At 31.5% G+C, this 14,727-nt stretch carries 11 protein-coding genes; 6 read left to right on the top strand and 5 right to left on the bottom strand.

What is annotated here, in order from left to right:
- Positions 1–259: 259 nt before the first annotated feature.
- From HKO22_RS08150 to ftsH, 3 genes are all read left to right on the top strand, one after another.
- A complete protein-coding gene (locus tag HKO22_RS08150) occupies positions 260–2,788 on the top strand; it encodes a ribonucleoside-diphosphate reductase subunit alpha (protein ID WP_169969936.1) in 2,529 nt (842 codons plus the stop codon).
- A gap of 20 nt (positions 2,789–2,808) precedes the next feature.
- Positions 2,809–3,849 carry a ribonucleotide-diphosphate reductase subunit beta gene (locus HKO22_RS08145; RefSeq protein ID WP_075659695.1) on the top strand — a complete coding sequence of 347 codons (1,041 nt, stop codon included), beginning with the start codon at positions 2,809–2,811 and terminating at the stop codon, positions 3,847–3,849.
- A gap of 85 nt (positions 3,850–3,934) precedes the next feature.
- Positions 3,935–5,782 (top strand): ATP-dependent zinc metalloprotease FtsH, encoded by a 1,848-nt coding sequence (gene ftsH, locus HKO22_RS08140; protein ID WP_169969940.1) that lies wholly within the window; start codon positions 3,935–3,937, stop codon positions 5,780–5,782.
- A gap of 70 nt (positions 5,783–5,852) precedes the next feature.
- On the opposite strand, the gene HKO22_RS08135 is transcribed toward ftsH, so the two are convergent.
- From HKO22_RS08135 to HKO22_RS08115, 5 genes are all read right to left on the bottom strand, one after another.
- The gene (locus HKO22_RS08135) at positions 5,853–7,856 is read right to left on the bottom strand and encodes a C69 family dipeptidase (protein WP_169969935.1); all 2,004 of its coding nucleotides are present in this window, start codon (positions 7,854–7,856) and stop codon (positions 5,853–5,855) included.
- Between the two features lie 190 nt (positions 7,857–8,046).
- A complete protein-coding gene (locus HKO22_RS08130) occupies positions 8,047–8,892 on the bottom strand; it encodes a metal ABC transporter permease (RefSeq protein WP_075659688.1) in 846 nt (281 codons plus the stop codon).
- A complete protein-coding gene (locus tag HKO22_RS08125) occupies positions 8,879–9,553 on the bottom strand; it encodes a metal ABC transporter ATP-binding protein (protein ID WP_169969933.1) in 675 nt (224 codons plus the stop codon). Before HKO22_RS08125 ends, HKO22_RS08130 begins: the two co-directional genes overlap by 14 nt.
- A gap of 3 nt (positions 9,554–9,556) precedes the next feature.
- The gene (locus HKO22_RS08120) at positions 9,557–10,852 is read right to left on the bottom strand and encodes a metal ABC transporter substrate-binding protein (protein WP_169969931.1); all 1,296 of its coding nucleotides are present in this window, start codon (positions 10,850–10,852) and stop codon (positions 9,557–9,559) included.
- Positions 10,853–10,911: 59 nt separating this feature from the next.
- Complete coding sequence (locus tag HKO22_RS08115; RefSeq protein ID WP_169969924.1) at positions 10,912–11,559, bottom strand: ZinT/AdcA family metal-binding protein; 648 nt, start codon at positions 11,557–11,559, stop codon at positions 10,912–10,914.
- Positions 11,560–11,891: 332 nt separating this feature from the next.
- Here HKO22_RS08115 and msrB point away from each other — a divergent pair, with 332 nt between their 5' ends.
- From msrB to HKO22_RS10885, 3 genes are all read left to right on the top strand, one after another.
- On the top strand, positions 11,892–12,833 hold the full coding sequence (gene msrB, locus HKO22_RS08110; protein ID WP_169969915.1) for a peptide-methionine (R)-S-oxide reductase MsrB: 942 nt from the start codon (positions 11,892–11,894) through the stop codon (positions 12,831–12,833).
- 178 nt (positions 12,834–13,011) lie between these two features.
- Positions 13,012–13,935: a glutaminase A gene (gene glsA / locus HKO22_RS08105; protein ID WP_169969905.1), complete on the top strand. Its 924-nt coding sequence runs from the start codon at positions 13,012–13,014 to the stop codon at positions 13,933–13,935.
- Between the two features lie 385 nt (positions 13,936–14,320).
- The gene (locus tag HKO22_RS10885; RefSeq protein ID WP_235860797.1) at positions 14,321–14,515 is read left to right on the top strand and encodes a helix-turn-helix domain-containing protein; all 195 of its coding nucleotides are present in this window, start codon (positions 14,321–14,323) and stop codon (positions 14,513–14,515) included.
- Positions 14,516–14,727: the final 212 nt, after the last annotated feature.

Here is a 14,727-nt window from a genome sequence, read left to right as displayed (position 1 = left end):
GAATCACTCCTTGGTATTTGGTTGCAACTATATTTTATAGGAATGTGATTTCTATGTCTATTTTTTATACATTTCCATACAAAAATAGTGCTGATGATTTCTCACCAACACTATTTATTATAGAACCAAAAAATTTATATGAACAAAAATCTAAAGTTATTTTTATTTAATAAAGGGTCTACTTATAATATTTGGTTTGTGATAATATATAGTAGTATTTAAAAAGAAATATTAAAATAATATACTATATGGGGGATTCATGAAAATATTAAAAAGAGACAAGAGAGAGGTAACTTTCGATCATTTGAAGATTAAAAATGCAATAGAAAAAGCCTTTGATTCTGTCGGTAAAAAGTATGACGACAATGTTATAAATAATTATGCTCTTGATATTAAGGATAAACTTATAAGAAACTATGATCCAAAGAATCCACCCACTGTTGAGGAAATTCAGGATTTAGTTGAGTTAAAGCTAATTGATGAAAAGGAAATCGAAGTTGTTAAGGCATACATTCTTTATAGAAATAGACACTCTGAAGAAAGACAAATTTTAGAAAAATTTGGAAATTTCATAAAAGATGAAAAAGTCCTAAAGATTTTAAAATTCGTGAGAAAAAATTATGACCAAAAAAAATATGAACTTGAAAACTTGTACAATAAGTTCGAATCTTTTGTAAAGAAAGGCCAAAGTGAAGATGCCTATCTTTCTGAAATTATAAAAGCTGCAAGTGAGTTAACAGACAAAGATTCACCAAAGTGGGAATTTATCGCAGCCTTATTTTTAAATTACGATTTGGAAAAGAAAATAGAAAGAAATTTAAAGGATTTTAATATAAATAATTTTTACGAAAAAATTGTATTTTTAAGTGAAAAGAACCTCTATGGAAAATACATTTTAGAAAATTATACTCGGGATGAAATTTTAGAGTTAGAGAATTATATAGATAATTCTAGGAATAGGCTTTTAAATTATTCTGGTCTTGATCTTCTCATAAAGAGATATGTAATAAGAAGTCACGACGGAAGGTTTGTAGAAAGTATACAAGAAATGTTTATGGGAATTGCAATGCACCTTGCAGTACCTGAAAAAAACAAAATTTATTGGGCGAAGAAGTTTTATGACATTTATTCCACTTTAAAAGTAACAGTTGCAACTCCAACTATGTCCAATGCTAGAAAGCCTTACAATCAGCTTTCATCTTGCTTTATAGATACAGTTCCTGATACTTTAAAGGGAATTTATCGCTCAATTGATAATTTTGCACAAATTTCTAAACACGGTGGCGGAATGGGTCTTTATTTTGGAAAGGTTCGTGCAACGGGTTCTGACATAAGAGGATTTAAGGGTGTTGCTGGAGGAGTTATTAGGTGGATTAAACTTGCAAATGACACAGCTGTTGCAGTTGATCAGCTTGGTGTTCGACAAGGCTCGGTGTCATGTTATCTTGATGCTTGGCACAAAGACATCCCAGAATTTTTGCAACTTCGAACAAATAATGGCGATGATAGAATGAAGGCTCACGATATTTTCCCTGCTATCTGCTATCCAAATTTATTTTTTGAATTAGCAGAAAAAGACATTGATGCAACTTGGTATATGTTCGATCCTCACGAAATTCTTGAGAAGAAGGGTTATTCTCTCGAAGATTACTATGGAAAAGAGTGGGAAGAAAAATATAGAGAGTGCATTTCTGACAAAAATATTTCAAGACGTGAAATGAGCGTCAAGGATTTAGTTAGACTTATTATTAAATCTCTAACAGAAACAGGAACACCCTTTGCCTTTTATAGGGATAATGTAAATGAAATGAATCCAAATAAGCATGTGGGAATGATTTATTCTTCAAATCTTTGCACAGAGATTATGCAAAATATGTCAGCAATAGAAACTCTTGAAACTAAAATAGAGACTGAAGCTGGCGATGAAATAATAGTTACAAAAACTAAACCAGGAGATTTTGTGGTATGTAATCTTGCATCTCTTGTACTTGGAAATATCGACTTACAAGATGATGAAGAGTTAAAGGACATTGTAAAAACTACAGTTAGAGCACTTGATAATGTAATAGATTTAAATTATTATCCAGTTCCCTACGCAAAAGTAACAAATAGAAAGTATAGATCTATTGGACTTGGAACAAGTGGTTACCATCATGCTCTTGTAAAAGCAGGTATAGCTTTTTCTGACATTGAAGATCATTTAAAGTGGGCTGATGATGTCTATGAAAGGATAAATTATCATGCAATCACTGCTTCCATGGAACTTGCAAAGGAAAAGGGATCCTATGATTTCTTTGAAGGTTCAGATTGGCAAAATGGAAATTATTTTGATTTGAGAGGTTATAAGGACGACAAGTGGCAAAAACTTCGTAAAGATGTAAATAAAAATGGACTTAGAAATGGATATATAATGGCAATTGCACCAACGGGTTCCACTTCTATTATTTCTGCAACTACTGCAGGTGTAGATCCTGTAATGAACAGGTATTTCTTGGAGGAAAAAAAGGGTTCAATTTTACCTAGAGTTGCACCAGATTTAACGCCACAAAGTTTTTGGCTATACGAAAATGCTCATGAGCTAGATCAAAATCTTGTAATTGAAGCTGCCGCAATAAGACAAAGACATATTGACCAAGGTCAGTCAATTAATTTTTATATTACTACGGACTTTACTATGAGAAAAATTTTAAATCTTTATATCAAGGCTGCAAAGGAAAAAATAAAGTCAGTTTATTATGTTAGAAGTAAGTCTTTAGAAGTTGAAGACTGCGATTATTGTGCGTCATAATTTAAAATTAGGAGGAAATTATGAAACTTTCAAAAAGAGGTCTCTTTAACGAAAAGGGAGACATTGAAACATATAAGAGAAGAATTATTAATGGCAACACTACAAATCTAAATGATTTTAACAATTTGAAGTATAGCTGGACTAGCGACTGGTATCGCCAAGCCATGAATAATTTTTGGATTCCAGAAGAAATAAATCTTTCTCAAGATGTAAAAGATTATAGGATTTTAGATGTGCACGAAAAGACTGCCTATGACAAAATTTTGTCTTTTTTGATATATTTAGATTCTCTTCAAACTGCACAAATTCCTAAGCTTCAATCCTATGTAACTGCAAATGAAATAAATTTATGCCTTTCAATCCAAGGTTATCAAGAGTCTATTCACTCTCAATCATATTCTTATATTTTGGATACAATTTGCTCTCCAGAAGAGAGAGAGAAAATTTTGTATCAATATAAAGACGATGAAGTTCTTTTAAAGAGAAATAAATTTATTGGCGACCAATATCAAGATTTTTACGAAGATGAAAATTTAGATAATTTTATGAAAGCTCTAATTGCAAATTATATTTTGGAAGGAATTTATTTTTATTCAGGATTTTCTTTCTTTTACAATCTTGGGAGAATGGGGAAAATGCCTGGCACAGTTTCTGAAATTAGATACATCAACAGAGATGAAAATACACATCTTTGGCTCTTTAGAAGTATTATTTTGGAAATGAAAAAGGAAAATCCAGAAATATTCACTGATGAAAACATAAAAAATTATAAAGCAATGCTTAAAAAAGGTGTTGAAGAAGAAATATCTTGGGGTAAATATGTAATAGGCGATGAAATTAGAGGTCTAAATGAAAAAATGATTGAAGATTATATAATGTATCTTGGAAATTTGCGTTCAAGAAATTTAGGTTTTGGAAATCTTTTTGATGAAAACATTGAAGAACCTAAATCAATGAAGTGGGTCAGCGAATATTCAGATCCAAACCAAATAAAAACAGATTTTTTTGAAGCAAAACCATCTGCTTATTCTAAATCTTCTGTAATCGAAGATGATCTTTAATAAGAAATAAATTTTAGCCGGATCTTGTGTCCGGTTTTTTAATTAAAAATTTTCTACATATCGCAATAAATAGGAGGTTAAAATGATGAATGATAAAGACGATAAAAATAAAAGACCCCAGTATAATTTACTTAGATATTATTTAATTGCTATCCTCGCAGTTTTTGCACTTAATTGGCTGATTATTCCCATGCTTTCGCAGAATAGTATAGAGAATGCAGCTTATTCTGATTTTAGAAAAAATTTAAGCGAAGGAAAAGTAGATGAAGTTAGATTTAAACAGGACCAAATTCTTTTCACTTTAAAGGAAGATAAAAAGGTTTATAAAACTGGAAAAATGGAAGATCCAAATATAGTGAAGGATCTTGAAGAAAAAAATGTAGATTACTCTTCAGAAATTCCTGAAAAACCAAGTTTATTTATGTCCTTTATAATGACTTGGGGAATTCCAATTTTATTATTTTTCTTTTTACAGAGAGCTTTTGCAAAGAGAATACAAGGCATGGCTGGAGGAAATAGTGGAATTTTTGGGGGAGGAAAGAAAATTGAAAAGTACGAACCTAATGGCGAAACTGTAAATTTTGACGATGTTGCAGGTCAGGAAGAAGCAGAGGAATCTCTTGTAGAAATTGTGGACTACTTAAAAAATCCGGGCAAGTATACAAAGATTGGTGCAAAATGTCCTAAGGGAGCACTTTTAGTTGGGCCTCCTGGAACTGGAAAGACACTACTTGCAAGAGCAGTTGCTGGCGAAAGCCATGTACCTTTTTTCTCCATAGCAGGTTCAGAATTTGTAGAAATGTTCGTAGGTCGTGGAGCTGCAAAGGTTAGAGAACTTTTTGATGAAGCAAAGAAAAACGCACCATGTATTATTTTTATTGACGAAATCGACACAATTGGAAAAAAGAGAGATTCTGCTGGAATTTCTGGAAACGATGAAAGAGAGCAAACTCTTAACCAACTTTTGACTGAAATGGATGGTTTTGATGGCAATATTGGAATTGTAATGCTTGCTGCAACTAATAGACCTGAAATTTTAGATCCCGCACTTTTAAGACCAGGCAGATTTGATAGACAAATTCGAGTTGAACTTCCTACTCTTAAAGATAGAATTGAAATTTTAAAGGTTCACGCAAAGAGCTACCAAATGGAAGAGGATATAGACTATTCATTAATTGCTAGATCAACTGCAGGTGCATCTGGAGCTCAACTTGCAAATATTTTAAATGAAGCTGCTCTTCGTGCAGTTAGAATGGGTTGCGACAAAGTTAGACAAGAAGACATCCAAGAATCCATTGAGGTTGTAATTGCAGGTGCACAAAGAAAGCAAGATATACTGTCTCCAGAAGAAAAGAAGAGAGTATCCTATCACGAAATTGGTCACGCACTTGTAGCTGCACTTCAAACAGGATCCGAACCTGTAGAAAAAATTACAATTATTCCAAGGACATCTGGTGCACTTGGCTATACAATGCAAGTTCCAAAGGACGAGAAGAATCTTTACACGAGAGAAGATCTTATAAATCATATAACAACTTTATGTGGTGGTCGTGCGGCAGAAGAAGTAATCTTTAATGAAGTATCAACTGGTGCTGCAAATGACATTGAAAAGGCGACAGACACAGCAAGAGCAATGATCACTCAATATGGCATGGCTGAGGAATTTGGAATGGTTAAGTTCCAAGAAAATGGTTCTAGATACATGGGTGATTCAGGGAATATGAATTGTTCTGAAGAAACTCGTAAGGAAATAGACGATTTAATTGTAAAAATTGTAAAAGGTGCACAAGAAGAAGCAAGAAAACTAATTGCCGACAACAGAGATGCAATGAAGGAGCTTGCTGAGTACTTGCTTGAAGAAGAAACTATTACTGGTAAGCAGTTTATGGAAATTTTATTAAAGTATAAAAATTTTGATGAAAAGAATGAATAAATAATAAAGGTGATGTTGTAAAATAGATAATTCTATTTTGTAACATCACCTTTTTGAATTAAGTTTTAAATTATTTTGAAAGTTTAGAAATAATTTGAGCAACTTCTGCTCTTGTAAGATTTGCCTTTGGAGAGAATTTATTTTCTGAAGTTCCCATTAAAATTCCCTTATTTACTAAGAATTGAATATCTTCATAAGCCCAATCAGAAATTTCCTTTTCGTCAGCGAAATTAACTAATTTAAGAGTTGAAGTGTCGTCGCCTATTAATTTTAAATAAGATGCTAAAATATGTGCCATTTCTTCACGAGTGATTTTTTCGGAAGCTATTGCCTTTGAAGTTTTTGGAAGAAGTTTATTATAAACTGCCCAATTCATGTATTCAGTGTAGAATTTTCCTGATTCAATATTTTCATCTTTAACTTCAGCATATTTTTTTGTGTCAATTTTGCCAAATCTACCTAAAATTGTAACAAATTCTCCACGAGAAATTTTTTCATTTGGAGAGAAGTAAAGATCAGATGTACCAACCATTAATTTTTTGTTTATAGCTTCAATTATTGGTTTTCTTGCCCAGTGATCGATTAAGTCAGCCTTTGAAACTTTAGAAAGTTCACTTTGAAGTGATTTTTCAAGCTCAAACACTTCTTTTTCCCATTGCATTGTCTTTGCAGTAGAAAATTCAGCTGCTTTTTCTTTATCCTTTGCGTAAAGAGCAATCCATTCCCTTTCAACTTCTGGAAGTTCCTTTTTAACTTTTTCTTCAAATTCATTTATTTTCTTGCGAGTAGGTTCGCCAAGCTCTTCCCTATTTCCTGAAACTAAATCATTTACAGATGAGCCAACCCAGTAATATGAATTTGCATCATAAGTTGCAGAATTATTTTTAGCTTCATCAGTTGAATCATTTATGTCAGGGAAAATTGGAATCCAAGGGATATTTAAAGGGCTTCCAAGAGTCATCCACATAATTCCAGGTGCATCCTTTGGATAACCCTCCTTGATTTGGAAGATGTGAGCTTGCATTGTATTGATGCTACCAATTGGCCTCTTGTGAGTCTTTGGGTTTGCTTTCCTTTCAGCTTTATTATCTGATGGAATATAATCTGTTCCTTCAAATCTATTTCTAAATACATTTAGAGCATGATCAATCGTAATTTTTTCTGAATCTTTAGAAAGATCATTTAATAGGTCAAATCTCTTAGCATCGTAGGGAATTTTAGAGTTTGGATCTAAGTCGTGAATACCAGACCAAATTCTTGAACGGCTAGTATCAGAAATTTCCTTTGGACCATAAGATCCAGCCATGTCCATTAAACCATCTTCAGTTTCTTTATAAGTTTTTGCATCCTTTGCAACTTTTACAATATCTTTAGAAGCAATTACATTTTCCTTGTCTTTAAGGTCAACTCCACCTAGCCAAAAATCGTTAGGGAAAATGCTGAATTTGTCTTCAGGGTATTTAATTGCAACATATTGATGTCCAGAATAAATTTCCATGTACCAAACTTCATTTTGGTCACCAAAAGCAACTATATCTCCCATGGAAGCACCTTGTTTGTCAATTGTATCAGCTAAAAGTTCAATTGCTCCCTTAGCAGATTTTGCGTGTGCAAGTAAAAATGTAGTCATACTTGCTTCGTTTACGCCATTTTTAACAAAGGGATCGGCTTTTTCAATTTCTTCTGATGGATCAGCAGAAACTGTACAGAAAATGCCAACGCCAGCTTCGTTGTAACCAGCAGCATCGTATACCCCTTGTTCCATATCCTTTGGCTTAACACTTGAATCTGGAGTAGAGAAAAATTTTAATGAATCCTCAGGGTGTATGTATTCAAATCCGTTGTTTACGTCAACTAATTTGCTGCCTTTTTTAAATTCTCCACGCGGATGAGTTACAAGCCTCATAGTTCTATTTCTTTGGTAATCTTCAGTTCTACCAAAGATAAAAGATCCGTCAGCTGTAAGGTCCTTTCCTACAATAATTCCTGTACAGGCAAAAGTTGGTATTGCCATAGACATAATTAGTGTAGAGGCAAGACCTGCCACTAATAATTTTTTCTTACTATTTTTCATAGTAACCTCCTCATAAAAATTTCTCTTTATAAAATTGTTTTCCTTATGTATAAATACAAATTTAAAGAGTATTCTTAAATATAAATTAACACTAGACTGTAATAGTGTCAATGTTTTAATAAAGTACAATGATTTTGGTAAATAAAACTTAAAATCGATGCAATAAAGTTCATAAAAAATATCTGCAAAGTTAAACTTTACAGATATCACTATTTTGTATTTTTGAAAAATTTTTAGAATTATTTTTACGATTAATTTTTGAAATAAGTAGACATACTAACATTCCTAGAGATGCAATTATTACAATTGAACCACCTGGTTTCACATCAAAGTAATAAGAGAGAGTTACGCCTAAAAGTGTGTAGACAACTCCCAAGAATATAGTATTAAAAAAAGTTTTTTTGTAGCTTCTACTTATTAAAAGTGAAGATGCCACAGGCAAAACTATTAGAGATGTTACCATAAGTGCGCCAATTATCTTTGATGAAAGTGCAATAGTAATTGCAGAAAGAAAGGTGAAAATTGCATTTATTCTTTCCACATTAACTCCACTCATCTTTGCAAGTTGTTTATCTACAGCTATGCTCAAAAGTCCAAAATAATAAATAAAAGATATTGCAACTACAAAAATAAAGGTTACAAGCACTATTATTACATCAATATTAGAAACAGATGCAATGCTTCCAAATAAATAAGCATCAAAGCTATTGCCCCCTGGAGAAAAATCGGAAAGTACTGCCGCAAGGCCAAGGCCTACTGAAGTAATAATAGCGGTTGCCATATCTCCAAACTGAGGAAATTTTTTTCTTATTTTTTCAATTGAAAAGGCACCTATAATACAAGCTATTATTGCACCTATTAATGGATTAACAGAAAAAATAAGACCAATGGCAACTCCAGCTAGGGACACGTGGGAAAGGGCATCTCCGATCATGGCAGTTCCACGATTTACTATTACTATCCCAATAAGTGGTATTATTATGGAAATCATAACTGATACTAAAAGAGTTCTAATCATAAAACTATATTGAAACATTTACAAGACCTCCCTTTTTTAGTTCATAAATAGAATCCATTTTTAAATTATTCATTACCCAGTCCAACTCATGTGTTATTAAAATTATTGAAACTTCAAATTTTTCATTTAATTCTTCAATAGTTTTTGCAAACTGTGCTTTAGAATTTTCATCGACGCCAGAAGTTGGTTCGTCAAAGATCAAAATATCGGGCTCATTTACAAGAGCACGAGTGATGACTACCCTTTGTCTAAGGCCACCTGATAACTCTCTTATGGGATAGTCGGCATATTTTTCTAAGTTCATCTCTTTTAACAAAACCATAGTCTTGTGGTAATGCTCTTTTCTAGGTATTTTAAACTTGCCAAGACTGTCGTATAACTGCAAGGTGACAAGTTCCTTAACGGTAATTGGAAAAGTATATAAATTTTCCTTTTGTGATTGTGGCACATAGCCAATTTTTTTAAGTATATTTTTATTAAAATCTTCTTCAAAAATTTTAATGCTGCCACTATCAAGTTTAAGTTCACCCACAATTATTTTTATTAAAGTTGTTTTTCCAACGCCATTTCCTCCAATGATAGTGATTTTTTCTTTATTTTTAACAGTTAAATTCAAATCTCTCAAGATAGGATCTCTATCATAGGAAAAATAGGCATTTTTTATTTCGATTGCCTTCATAAATCACCTCAATGAATCGTAAATAGTTTTTAGATTGTATTCAATCATGTCAATATAATCTTTGCCAACCTGATTTTCAATATCCTTATTTATATATTCCATAGAAATAAGCCCCTTTAGATCAGCACCAATTTCTTCAGCAATAATATCCGCACCATTTTTAGGCATCCCATATTCATAGAAAATTGTATTAATATGTCTGGCCTTAGAATCTTCAATAACCTTTATAAGTTTTTTAATGCTTGGAGAATCTGTGCTTGTAAGGCCTTGTAGCGGATACTGAATTAAATCAAAGTCCTTTGCCAAGTACGCAAAGGCAAAATGACTCACTATAAATTCTTTTCTCTTTGTATTTTTAAAGAGATCTCTATACTTATAGTCTAAAGCTGTGAGCTCTCTCAGAGTTTTAGAAGCATTTTTTCTATAAATATTTTTATTTTCAGGATATAATTGGCTCATTTTGTATTCAATATCATTTACATATCTCTTTGCATTTCTAATACTCATCCATGAATGAGGATCATAGGTTATTTTGTCCTCATTAGTAGTGGAGGTATCTCGCAAAACTTTTAAATTAAGGTCATTACCATCAAGGTCAAGCATTTTATAAGAAAGCAAGTCTGTGGAAACTCTGTCACTAAACAATATCCACTTGCCTTTTTTAGGTAGCTTATAATAAATTTCACCATGTTCATGACCCATCTCCAGCTTATAGACTTTTTTATCTACGACATTAATTAAATGCTTTTGTGGAATATCTTCGCCAGTATCTTCCATTAATTTTCTTCCAATTTTAATAAGCTCCTTATTGGAATACTCTCTGTCACAATATAAAAAAGCAATTCTCATATTGTCTTCGTGAGTGTGTCCAAAATCAAAGGAGTAAGTCTCTTTGCCGAAATTACCCATAACCATGTATTGGAAGTCGCCAATTGCTGCAGCACCTTTATAAGAAATAAGATTTACACCACTTGCCAAGTTAAGAATATCTAAATTTGGAAGAGTTTTTGAAATGGCATCGGACCAATGTTCTAAATTTGCTCCATTTATTATCAAAAGATCTGCCTTTGATAATTCTTTAATTTTTTTGGGAGTAGGCTCCCACAAATGAGGATCTTGATTTTTTGGCATAAACATTCTAAGGTCAACAGTATCGCCAACTACACTTTTAGCAAGACTATAAACTGGATAAAAAGAAGTGTAGACTACAGGTTTATCTATTGTATTTTTTTCTTTTTTACAAGAAATTAAAGAAGATGCCAATAGAATTACCAACATAATTTTTATTATTTTTGACATATTACTCCTCTCAGAAAAATATCCCCGATAAAAATCGAGGATAAGAAAAAGAAAAAATATTATTCAGCAACTTCTTCGTAAACTTGATCTATTGTAACTGTTGGACTTACAAAAGTAGGATACCAATTGTCCTTTGCTAACATTTCTTCTGCAGATTCGCCTACTCTCAAGTGGAAGTGTGGCATGTGTTCTTCTCCATGGACAGGCATCATTAAAATTGTAGGATATTTTCCATCGGAAGAAAATTCATACCAATATAAAGTTTTCCCACCATGTTCCATAGGATGTTTGTCAACATATTTGAAATTAGCTTTTTCTAACTCTTCTCCACCTGGTTTAGAGAAGAATGTAATGCTATCATCATCAACTTTAATTGCACCAAAATCAACAGCAGTACGGTCGGCAAAATTTTGCTTAGCTTGCTCCGCTGTAATATTATCTCTCTTAGCAACTTCGTCGTAGGCTCCCTTTAAAGCATCGTCGTCGATAAAATTAGCAATATTATTCCATTCTCCTGACCAATCAGAAAGAGCAACATCTTGAGATTTTTCTTCAGTCTTTGCAGCTATATTTTGTTCCACCTTAGTGTGGTTTTCCTTTGAACTTGCATGATTTGTTGAATGGCTTGAATTATTTTTATTGCAAGCAACAAGTAAAGTTGAAGACATGAGAACAACTGCCAAGGACATTTTAAAATTTTTCTTCATAATTCCTCCTAATTATTAAGTTTTGCTTTTGTTTAAGATTAAAATATGAAAATAGCTAAATTTATAATTAAAAAATAGTAAAATTATATATTATAAAAGAGTTTACAAGATTTATTATTTGAAAATATGTCAAAGATTTTTATCAAAGCTTAAAATTCCATAAAATAAATAAAACAAAGCATAAATTGATATTAATTATCACTTAACACATAGTTTATCAATTTTTTTAAAAATATATTAAGGAATTTACTAAAATTTATTTAATAAACAATAATAATTATTGTTTAGAAATTGATTTTACAAAAAATGGGTATAGTATTACTGGTGATTGTATGAAAAATATTAAAGTTATATATTTAGCTGGCGGATGTTTTTGGGGAACAGAAGCCTATTTTAAAAAATTAAAGGGAATTGTTAAGACTTTAGTAGGATATGCAAATGGCGACAGCGATGAAACTAATTATGAAATTGTATCAAGGACAGATCATGCAGAAACTGTAAAAATTTATTATGATTTTTCCAAAATTTCTTTAACTGAGATCCTTCTACATTATTTTAGAATTATAAATCCAAAATCTATAAATAGACAAGGTAATGACATTGGAAGACAATATCGTACGGGAATTTATTGGGAAGAAAGGGATATTAATTCTGAAAAAATTGTGAAAGACTTTATAGAATATGAGGAAGAAAAAATAGGAAAAGTTGCTGTTGAAGTTTCTCCTATTAAAAATTTTGTTAAAGCAGAGGAATATCATCAAGATTATTTAGATAAAAATCCTAATGGATATTGTCATATAAATTTAAATTCAGCTGAAGACCCAATAATTGACGATGACAGAAAATTTGTAGAGAAAAACAAAAGAGAGTTTTTAGATGATATCTCCTACGATGTAATGGAAAGGGCAGGCACTGAAAGACCTTTTACTAGTGAACTTAATAAAGAATATAGAAGGGGAATTTATGTCGACAAACTTTCAAAGAAACCTCTTTTTTCATCAAGGGATAAATTTGACGCAGGTTGTGGCTGGCCGTCTTTTTCTCGTCCCATTGTTTCAAATTATTTAGAAGAGAGAAAAGATACTTCCCTTGGAATGCTTCGCACTGAAGTTAAATCAAAATCTTCTGATTCACATCTTGGCCATGTATTTGAAGACGGTCCAGTAGATAGGGGTGGACTTAGATATTGCATAAATGGTGCGGCACTTGAATTTATCCCCTATGAAGAAATGGATGATAGAGGATATTGCGAATATAAAATTTTTGTTAAATAAAATTTTGCAATGATTTTAGGACCTAAAGTGTATTAGGTCCTTTTAGTAGCTTTTATAAATGTAGTAGTTTGTAATTTTATGGTTATAGTTTTAGAAATAGATTGAAAAAGATTTTGTGATATGATAACCTATTATGACTGGGAAAACAATCCCAAATAAAAACAAAGGTGTGATAACAATGATTTTTACAGAAGAAGTTTTAGAGGAAGCTCTTAATATAGGCAGAAAATACCTACATGAAGGGGCTGTTGCAAATTACATTCCTGAACTCGCAAAAGTTGATCCAAATAAGATTGCAATTTCAAAAATTGAAGATGGAGATCTTTATAGTGTAGGCGATTCAAAAGTCAAATATTCAATCCAATCTATTGTAAAAGTAATTTTATACGCCCTTGCAATGAAAAACTATAGAGTATCAGAACTTAAAAGATATGTTGGCGTAAGACCATCTGCAAAACCTTTTAATTCTGTTATAGAGCTAGAGCTTTCAGAAAAAAAGATTCCCGTTAACCCCTTTATAAATGCTGGTGCAATTATTATAGTAGCTATACTATATAATGTGTATAGAGAAAAAACCTTTGATGTAATACTTGAAAAAGCAGGAGAATTTCTAGGAGAAGAAGTTGATTATAGCAGAAAAATTGCACAATCAGAAAAGGAATCTTCCTTTACAAATAGGACGCTAATTTATTTAATGTTAGCTAAGGAAATTTTGCCAAGCGATACAAAAGTCGAAGAAGTATTAGATACATATTTTAAAGCATGTTCAATTCTTGTAAGTACGGAAAACTTAGCACATATGTCTTATGTAATTTCTAACAATGGAGTAGATCTTAAAGGTAGAGAAATTATTACCAAAAAGGAATCAGAAGTTTTAAGAGCACTTATGGCAACTTGCGGAACTTATGACTATTCAGGAGATTTTGCAATAAGAGTTGGACTACCTGCTAAATCTGGGGTGGGCGGAGGTATAGTTACCGCATCAAGAAATAAAACTGGACTTGCAGTATATGCACCAAGGCTAGACAAACATGGCAACTCTTACAGTGGCGTTAGAATGTTAGAATACTTATCAGAAAAACTAGATTTGTCTATTTATTAAAATTATTAATAAAATTATAGTATTAGACCTAAGCAATTAGGTCTTTTTTGATTAAAAACAACGTGGTATTAAACAAACTAGGATTTATAATTTCTTTGCATAAAAATTAAATTATTTTCTTTCTATCTCCATTTCTCATGAGTAAAAATTTGTTTAATTACTTCAAGTTAGCACTAATTTTTTGAGTTATATTAATTTTACAAACTTTATAGAAGAGAAATTGAAAAATGCTTATGCAACCAAAAGTTGCGGCATATTTTCTTGTGATGATTTTACAATTTTGTTTTTTTGTTAAAAAACATAAATTTTTTAGGAAATTTACAGATTGAAAACTTATAATCTAGATGTAAATTTAGAAGCTAGAAAGTGAAAGTAAGTGATTTTTATGTATGGACGAAAAATTAAAGACAAAAGAAGAGAATTAAATTTATCACAAGAAGATTTAGCTAATAAGCTTTTTGTAACTAGACAAGCAATTTTAAAATGGAAAAAGACAGGCATCGCCGACTATGGAAAATTTATGGAGTTAATATGTCATATTTTATTGAGGAAGGAGAAAAAGAATCAAAAAATAAATTAAGCAATAAGAAAATAATAAAAAAAGAAGGTGCTAGTTTATTTTTTTATATAGTCTTATATTTTCTGGGAATAATATTTTTTGCAGCCTATTATTTGTTTATGAAAGAATTTTTAAAACCTGATCTAAAGATTTGCCTCAAATAAATTTGACAATTTATATGACAATTGGAACAATCGCCTTTCCTCAATCCTATAAGTTTGTGGAAAAGAAAA

The sequence above is a fragment of the Peptoniphilus faecalis genome, from assembly GCF_012976305.1.
Classification (GTDB): Bacteria; Bacillota; Clostridia; order Tissierellales; family Peptoniphilaceae; genus Peptoniphilus_A; species Peptoniphilus_A faecalis.
This window is presented reverse-complemented; position numbering and strand designations above follow the sequence as displayed.